7 protein-coding genes are annotated in these 7493 nt (G+C 44.7%); all 7 read left to right on the top strand.

From position 1 onward, the window contains the following. Positions 1-478 precede the first annotated feature (478 nt). The 7 genes from NCCP2331_RS13250 (at position 479) to NCCP2331_RS13220 (ending at position 7481) form a co-directional block, all read left to right on the top strand. Positions 479-1285, top strand: coding sequence for a YihY/virulence factor BrkB family protein (locus NCCP2331_RS13250; protein WP_153723679.1), 807 nt, complete (start codon positions 479-481; stop codon positions 1283-1285). Further along, on the top strand, positions 1282-1953 hold the full coding sequence (locus NCCP2331_RS13245) for a response regulator transcription factor (RefSeq protein ID WP_251671290.1): 672 nt from the start codon (positions 1282-1284) through the stop codon (positions 1951-1953). Before NCCP2331_RS13250 ends, NCCP2331_RS13245 begins: the two co-directional genes overlap by 4 nt. Further along, positions 1950-3329, top strand: a complete 1380-nt coding sequence (locus tag NCCP2331_RS13240; protein ID WP_251671288.1) for a sensor histidine kinase — start codon at positions 1950-1952, stop codon at positions 3327-3329. The genes NCCP2331_RS13245 and NCCP2331_RS13240 overlap by 4 nt, the downstream gene beginning before the upstream one ends. A 72-nt stretch (positions 3330-3401) precedes the next feature. Further along, complete coding sequence (locus NCCP2331_RS13235; protein ID WP_251671286.1) at positions 3402-3809, top strand: hypothetical protein; 408 nt, start codon at positions 3402-3404, stop codon at positions 3807-3809. A gap of 170 nt (positions 3810-3979) precedes the next feature. Then, positions 3980-4627: a hypothetical protein gene (locus NCCP2331_RS13230; RefSeq protein ID WP_251671284.1), complete on the top strand. Its 648-nt coding sequence runs from the start codon at positions 3980-3982 to the stop codon at positions 4625-4627. A 208-nt stretch (positions 4628-4835) separates the two neighbouring features. Continuing rightward, complete coding sequence (gene cls / locus NCCP2331_RS13225; protein WP_251671282.1) at positions 4836-6290, top strand: cardiolipin synthase; 1455 nt, start codon at positions 4836-4838, stop codon at positions 6288-6290. A gap of 294 nt (positions 6291-6584) precedes the next feature. Next, entirely contained in the window at positions 6585-7481 is an 897-nt protein-coding gene (locus NCCP2331_RS13220; protein WP_251671280.1) for a sensor domain-containing diguanylate cyclase, read from the top strand. The last annotated feature ends 12 nt before the right edge of the window (positions 7482-7493 follow it).

Raw genomic sequence — 7493 nt, 5'->3', positions numbered from 1 at the left:
CCTGACAACTGATCATACGCTCTGCCCTCGCGCTCATTCTCTCCCTGCCAGTGATCATGGACCTGCCGTACTTGATCATACACCAAGCGGCTGTGCTCATGGAGAGATAAATCAACCGTTCTCTTGCGCCGGAAACTGAAGCTGTTTTTCGTTGGCTCGGCTGGCGGTGATATTGGTTCGGTGGGTGGATTATTTGGCTCGCTCACCGATGCAACAGGATGTTTATATATAAACTACGGCTTCATCCCCGTAAAGGATCATATAGAGCACTTATGTGAAGATAGCTTTCATTGGGAGTAATCATTCATTCGTAAGTTTATAAATAGTTCTTTCCTGCTGATATAGATAAGCGGGCGGCTTTCGTTGTCTAATGCGACCGACTGTTTCATAAGATAAGGGAAATTCACTTTTAGTTAATTGAGATGGATTCAATTAGGGTATATTGTAGTTAGAAGCGAGCAGGCAGAGGGGGATTTTGATGATCATTAAGATGGTTAAGCGATTTTTTAATGAACGCTTTTTTGATCAGGCTGCACAGAATGCCTATTATTTGCTGCTGTCCGTGCTGCCTTTTTTATTGGTTGTGTTGTCGCTTGTTCAGTTTCTGCCTGTTCAGGAGGCAAGTATCTTGGCGTTGCTGCGTCCATTTGTTCCAGAAGAGTCATTTCAGCTGATTGAGCAAAGTGTTCAGTCAGTTATTTATAAAAGCCATGGCAAAGTACTTGTCATCAGTGTGCTGGCGGCTTTGTGGACTTCTTCTGTTGCGGTGCAGTCGTTTGCCCGTTCATTGGATATGGCGAATGAAAAGAGGCTGAAGCAACCTTTCTGGCTGACGTTCATTCGCAATATCGGGGTGACCATTCTGTTTATGCTGGTTGTGCCGATGTCGCTGTTTTTACCCTTGATCGAGAAGCTTCTGCACCGTGTGATTGCGTATTACGATGTGCTGGATGCTTGGCAGGGCTGGCTGTATATTTGGCCGAATATTAAATGGGGTCTCGGGACCATTTTTTTATTGATATTCTTCCTGTTGTTTTATCAGCTGGTTCCGACTGGTAAAATGAAATGGAAAGAAGTATTGCCGGGAGCACTATTTTCTGCATTTGGCTGGCAGCTGGTGTCGCTGTTATTCGGCGATTATGTAGCACGGGTTGATTACTCCAGGCTATACGGACAGTTGGCAGGCATTATTATGCTTGTGTTATGGTTTTACTTGACGGCGGTCATTATTATTCTGTCTGGATTGCTGAATGCGGAGTGGAAGAGGAGGAGGCGGACTGTATGAAAATTTTAGTAGTGGATGATGATATACATATTTTAGAGCTGGTGAGTATTCATTTGCGGCAGGCGGGGTATACGGTGGTGAAGGCTGTGAATGGTGAACAAGCGCTGGAGGCAGTGGAGCGGGAGTGGCCGGACTTGGCAGTGGTGGATGTCATGATGCCGGGGATGGATGGCTATACGCTGACGAAGAGACTTCGAGAGTACACGGAGATCCCGGTGCTGCTCCTGACGGCGAAGGGGGAGATGGAGGATAAGGAGAAGGGATTTTTGGCGGGGTCGGATGATTATCTGGTGAAGCCCTTTGAGCCGAAAGAGCTGCTGTTCAGAATTCATGCGATCCTGCGGCGTTATGACAAGGCTGTAGACAGAATAATCCAGGTCGGGCCGCTGGTGATTAATCGGCAGAGTTATGAAGTGGTACATGGCAAGAAGTCGCTTTTGCTGCCGCTGAAGGAGTTTGAGCTGCTGTCTGTGCTTGCCTCCAGACTTAATCAGGTGTTTACGCGCGATGTTCTGGTAGAGCGTGTGTGGGGCTTTGATTACGAGGGAGATGAGCAGACGCTGAGCGTCCATATTAAACGGCTGCGGGACAAGCTTGAGAAATTGACAGATCAGGTGAAGATTGTAACCGTGCGCGGTGTCGGGTATAAGCTGGAGGTTTCGGAATGAAGTCGCTGTACGGCAAGTTTCTGTTACTGACTGTCGCGATCATGCTTTCAAGTGCGGTCGTTGCTTTTTTGGCGGTCAATACATATTATCACCGTTATCTGAAGGATGAGAATGACGCGAAGAATGTCAGGATTGCAGAAGAGATAGGTTCTTTCATTGAGTCGGAGGACGGTCTGGATTTGAATGCTTATTTTGAAATGATTGCAAACTCGGGCTATAAACTGATGGTAATTCCACAGGACGGAGGAGCATCTGCCTACGGAGAGAGTTTCCGTCTGGATAATTTGGAGCCTGAAGCAGTTCGTCAGGTACACGGCGGAGAAGTTTACCACGGCATGCGAGATTTGAAGGCGGAGACGTTTGTGACGGGTTATTTTTCGAATGAATCCGCGAATACGGTAGGTGTGCCGTTTACTTTTCAAGGCAGCACGTATGCTTTGTTCCTGCGCCCCGACATTAAGCTGCTGTTTACAGAAATTCACTATCTGCTCGGGGGAATGGTCATTGTAATGGCGATCATCAGTCTGTTGGCGATGCTCTTTGTGGCGCGCAAGCTGATTGAGCCAATTGTGGCACTGACCCGGGCGACGAAAAAGGTCGGAGAGGAACAATTCAGCGGGGAACTGTCGATTGACCGGAAAGATGAGATCGGACAGCTGGCAAAGAGTTTTCAGCAGATGATCAACCGGCTCAGTGAGAACGATCAAATTCGGAAGGCATTTATCAGTGATGTATCGCATGATTTTCAGTCGCCTTTATTGAATATCAAAGGCTATGCGGATTTACTGTCGAATGAAGAGTTGCCTGCCAATGAAAGAAAGCATTACGCAGGGATTATCCAGTCGGAAACAGAAAGGCTGTCTACGCTGACGAAGCAATTATTGCTGCTGACTTCGCTGGATCAGCTCGTTTCTCCGCTGCAGAAGAAAGAGTTCCGTGTGGATCAACAAATGAGGGAGACTGTACGGAAATCACAGTGGCTGTTGCAGGAGAAAGAAATGTCGCTGATGCTTGAAATTGAGGAAGTGACGTATGAAGGTGATCCTGCTTTCCTTGAGAAAGTGTGGGAGAATTTACTGTCGAATGCCCTTAAGTATACACAGGACGGCGGAACAATCGATATCAGACTGTGGGAGCAGGATGAATGGGTTTGTTTCTCGATTGAAGATTCAGGTGTTGGGATGTCGAAAGAAACGAAGGCAAGAATTTTCGATCGTTTTTACCGAGCCGACCATTCGCGAACACGTGATGTAGAAGGAACGGGACTCGGACTTTCAATTGTTGAGCAAGTCGTACGTCTGCATAATGGCCAAATAGAAGTGATAAGCGAATTAGGACAGGGGACAACTTTCATTGTGCGCTTGCCTAGATTATAATCTTCTGTTCACATTCCGTTCATCTAACTCTGATAGTATGAAGATAGTAGAAAGACGACTGGAGGAATAAAGATGTTACAGGATAAGTGGAGTTTACGTTTAATTCGCATTGCGGCGATTTTTGGCTTGATCGGTACGGTACTCGGTTCTCATATGGCGGGTGCCGGGTCGCTTGCGTTCCGTCCGATTCACGCACATATTTTGCTGGTTGGCTGGCTGTCGATGTTTTCGTGGGGCGTATTCTATAAAATTTACCGTGTGCGTGCGAAGAAGCTGCTGACGATTCAGGGATGGTCAGGAATTATCGGAGCAATCGGATTGACGACAGGTATGTGGCTTCAGTTCATGAAACCGTTTAATATCAATGAAACATTTGCTCTAATTTTCTATATTGTCGGCGGTACAGTGTTACTGATTAGTTTTGCATTGTTCGTCATTGTGACGTTTACGACAGAGAAAGTGACAGCTGTCCGTAAATAAGTAAGTAATCCAAGTATGCGGCTCTTCCGTGTACTTGGATTTTTTTGTTTTCCCGGAAATACTTGTCGAAGGGGAGAGAAAAGTTTTGCCGGCTATGCAGTGCATTCAACAAATTAATCAGCTTTACTATGGCATAGTAGAGGGACTTACTGCATAAAGGAGAAATGAAAATGACAGGGAGCAATCGATTTGCGCTGACGATGATATGTTTCAGTTTAGTTATTGCTGCGAGTATGCTGATTAAAAAACCTGCCAGTTCGGAGCAGGCAGAGCCCAAGCTCCTAACGAAAGATTATGCACAAATGAACGCGGCGGTGAAAGAGGTGCTGAAAGACATGCCTGAGATCAAGGAAGAATTGGAGTTTATTCGTTCAGGAGTGAATGCGAATGAAACGGATACGCTGTTTACTGTGAAGAAGGCGGAGTTCCGCATACGGGTAGAGAATAATTTTACGAAGCAGGAGCATTCACCGGAATTTATGCGGTCGATGGCGGAGAGGGAAAACGGACGTTATTGGGATGCACTGCGCATCGCGGAAGAGGAGTACGGAGTGAAAGTGGAAGAGGAAGAAGTGACAGAATTTATTAAGGAATATGCGGCTGCTGTTCGCAGTAAAGAGAAAGAGAGATATGCAGAAGTTCTTGATTTGACGCTGGAGGAGCTGGATTATCAATTTGACCGTGATTTTTATGTGATGGATCTGCTGTGGAAGAAGTTAATGCCGCTTGTAGAGGAGAAATATCCGATGCAAGAGGGCGAGAGTAAGAAGACATATAGTGAGCGTGTGAAGGAAGAGTTCTTGAATGAGGAAGGATAACTGATTCGTAAATAATATATAGAATGTTAACGGATTCATTGTGTTGGAGACTGCTATTTTACAATAGACAGTCTTTTTTGCCATTCTACATAATTTCTATTCTATTTGTGTCTTTACATGCTATATTTAGGAGTACAATCTGAAAACTCCAGAACTAGTATATGGAAACAAAGAAGTCCGCAATGAAAACGAAAGGATCGTGAATGTAATGGACATAACCAACTTCATTACGTTATCCGTATCAATTATTACCGCACTCAATGTGCTGCTTTTAGCAGGTGTCCTGTTTTTCGAACGAAGAGATGTCGGAAACACATGGGCTTGGATTATGGTGCTGGTATTCCTGCCAATTGCCGGTTTCTTTATCTATCTGTTCCTCGGCCGCAACCTGAAACAGAAAAATTTTTATAAGCTGACAGCTGAAGAAAAAGAAGCCATTGAAACGGAAGCAGACCGGCAGCTTGAGACATTGGACAATGAACAGCTTGCGCAGTCTCCTTTAATGCATAAGCATAAGGAATTGATTCGAATGAATTTGATGTCTTCCCACGCGTTATTATCAGATGACAATGCAATTAGAATTTTTACGGATGGACATGAGAAATTTGATGCGCTGCTGGCTGACATCAAGTCTGCGGAGCAGGAGGTCAATATCCAATACTATATTATTCAGCCGGATGCTTTGGGAAAGAGAATTCGTGATGCATTAATTGAACGTGCAAAAGCCGGTGTGAAAGTGCGGCTGCTTTATGATGAAGTCGGTTCCAAAAAAACAGCGCCGAAATTCTTTGAAGATCTACGCAAAGCCGGCGGCAAAGTAGAAGTGTTTTTCCCTTCTTTATTCCGCTTGGTGAATTTCAGAGTGAATAACCGAAATCACCGAAAACTCGTCATAATTGACGGAAGAATCGGCTATATTGGCGGCTTCAATATAGGAGATGAATACTTAGGACTGAATGAAAAATTCGGTTACTGGCGGGATACGCATCTTCGGATTACTGGGAAAGCAGTTAATAATATTCAGGGGAAATTCATTCTTGACTGGCATCAGGCCGGTAAAAACAAGCCTGGTGTTTGGGGAGATTACTCTTTTCAGCAGAAAGTGCAGAACGGAACGAGTCCCGTGCAGATCGTTTCAAGCGGACCGGATTCTGTGACAGAACATTTGAAGAATATGTATATAAAGCTAATTTTGTCGGCTAAGGAAAGCATCTTTATCCAGACGCCTTATTTTATTCCGGACACAAGTTTCATGGACGCCTGCAAGATTGCTCTGCTTTCAGGTGTAGATGTCCGCATCATGATCCCGTGCAAGCCGGATCATCCTTTTGTCTACTGGGCAACCTGGGCATATGCCGGCGATCTAATTGATTACGGCGCAAAAATCCTGCTCTATGAAAATGGTTTCTTGCATGCAAAGACCATTGTAGTCGACGGTGAAGTGGCATCGGTAGGCACAATGAATATCGATTCACGGAGTTTCCGGCTGAATTTTGAGGTGAATGCGATTATCTACGATGAACAAGTGGCAAAGCAGCTGCAGAATCTATTCTTGCAAGATATCGAGTTGAGTTCAGAGCTGACAGCCGGCCGCTATGCAGAAAGATCACTTTGGATCCGCTTTAAACAAGGAATTTCCCGTTTACTATCGCCTGTATTATAAGCTAAGTATAAGGGTCGCTGTCCAGGGCAGCGGTCCTTTTCGGATCAAACGATGTGTGGAGATCTTCAAACTCTTTCAGGATATAGATTTTGCATTGATCTCCAACGGGCTTTCCGCAAGTTTTCATCATCTCAATTAATTGGCCTTCTGTGTAAGGCAGTAAAACCAGTCTCAGTCAAAATGAGGCTGGTTTTTCTTTTGCACCAGTTTAAGAGTTTTGTAAGAGCCTTGACATATACTAGGAATCAACAAGTCGAAGAAAATTTATTGATATAAAAATAGGAGGAATTGCTAATGACACCCCCATCTTTATTTAGGCAGAATAACAACGAGGCAGATTGCACCGCTACCCTCATGAAAAATCTCTTGTCCCCGTCTATCATCCTCGCTGTTGCTAAGTCAGATGGCACCATTTTAGAATGGAATGAAAATTTCCAGCAAGTATTTGGTTATACTGCATCCTCACTCCGCTTACTAGACTTTCATGTGTTGAATTCAGAGCTGCCGGCGAATGAAGCGTGGCAGCAGCTGATTGTTCAGGCGAGACTGGAAGGACAGTGGTCAGGAGAACTTATTTTTTATTCGGAGACGAGAGACTTATTGTGGGTGCAGGCTACGGCGATTCCGTTCAGTCAGCCGGGCAGGATATTACTCGTTTTTCATGATTCACTGGTCCGCAGTGAGAGGGATTATTGGCGCCAGAAAGCTTGTCTTCACGAATTGACAAATTTGCCGAATAAAAGAGCGTTTGATATGAATGTGAGATCGTATTTACAGGAGGCAGACCACTTAGGGAGGAGAGCTTTCTTTTTCTATATGGATGTGGATAAATTCAAAAGGATCAACGATGAATATGGTCACATGGCTGGGGATGAAGTGCTCAAAGAAATCGGCAGGCGACTGAAAATAATTACAGTAAATCAGGGATATGCATTTCATTTCAGTGGTGATGAATTTGTCATCGTTCTGCATGAAACCGATGACTTTCCTGATCTATTGGCGGCTGTTCATTCAGTAGGTTCCCAGCCATTCACTACGAGTCGGGGAGTACTGAATATCGATATCAGTGTCGGGGCAAGTATTTATCCGACCCACAGCTATAATGTGAACGTCTTGCTGGATTATGCAGATTCAGCTATGTTCTTGGCAAAAAATCAACAGGATTCCTCCTTTGAGCTGCATATCCTATAAATGAATAAGAAG

The sequence above is a fragment of the Sporosarcina sp. NCCP-2331 genome, assembly GCF_023707945.1.
GTDB lineage: Bacteria > Bacillota > Bacilli > Bacillales_A > Planococcaceae > Sporosarcina > Sporosarcina cascadiensis.
Note: the sequence above shows the minus strand (reverse complement) of the source record. Positions and strands in the feature narration are given on the sequence as shown.

Excerpts from the sequence above, each read along its gene's own strand:
- NCCP2331_RS13250 (WP_153723679.1), top strand. The coding sequence starts at position 479 with ATGATCATTAAGATGGTTAAGCGATTTTTTAATGAACGCTTTTTTGAT.
- NCCP2331_RS13245 (WP_251671290.1), top strand. The coding sequence starts at position 1,282 with ATGAAAATTTTAGTAGTGGATGATGATATACATATTTTAGAGCTGGTG.
- NCCP2331_RS13240 (WP_251671288.1), top strand. The coding sequence starts at position 1,950 with ATGAAGTCGCTGTACGGCAAGTTTCTGTTACTGACTGTCGCGATCATG.
- NCCP2331_RS13235 (WP_251671286.1), top strand. The coding sequence starts at position 3,402 with ATGTTACAGGATAAGTGGAGTTTACGTTTAATTCGCATTGCGGCGATT.
- NCCP2331_RS13230 (WP_251671284.1), top strand. The coding sequence starts at position 3,980 with ATGACAGGGAGCAATCGATTTGCGCTGACGATGATATGTTTCAGTTTA.
- cls (WP_251671282.1), top strand. The coding sequence starts at position 4,836 with ATGGACATAACCAACTTCATTACGTTATCCGTATCAATTATTACCGCA.
- NCCP2331_RS13220 (WP_251671280.1), top strand. The coding sequence starts at position 6,585 with ATGACACCCCCATCTTTATTTAGGCAGAATAACAACGAGGCAGATTGC.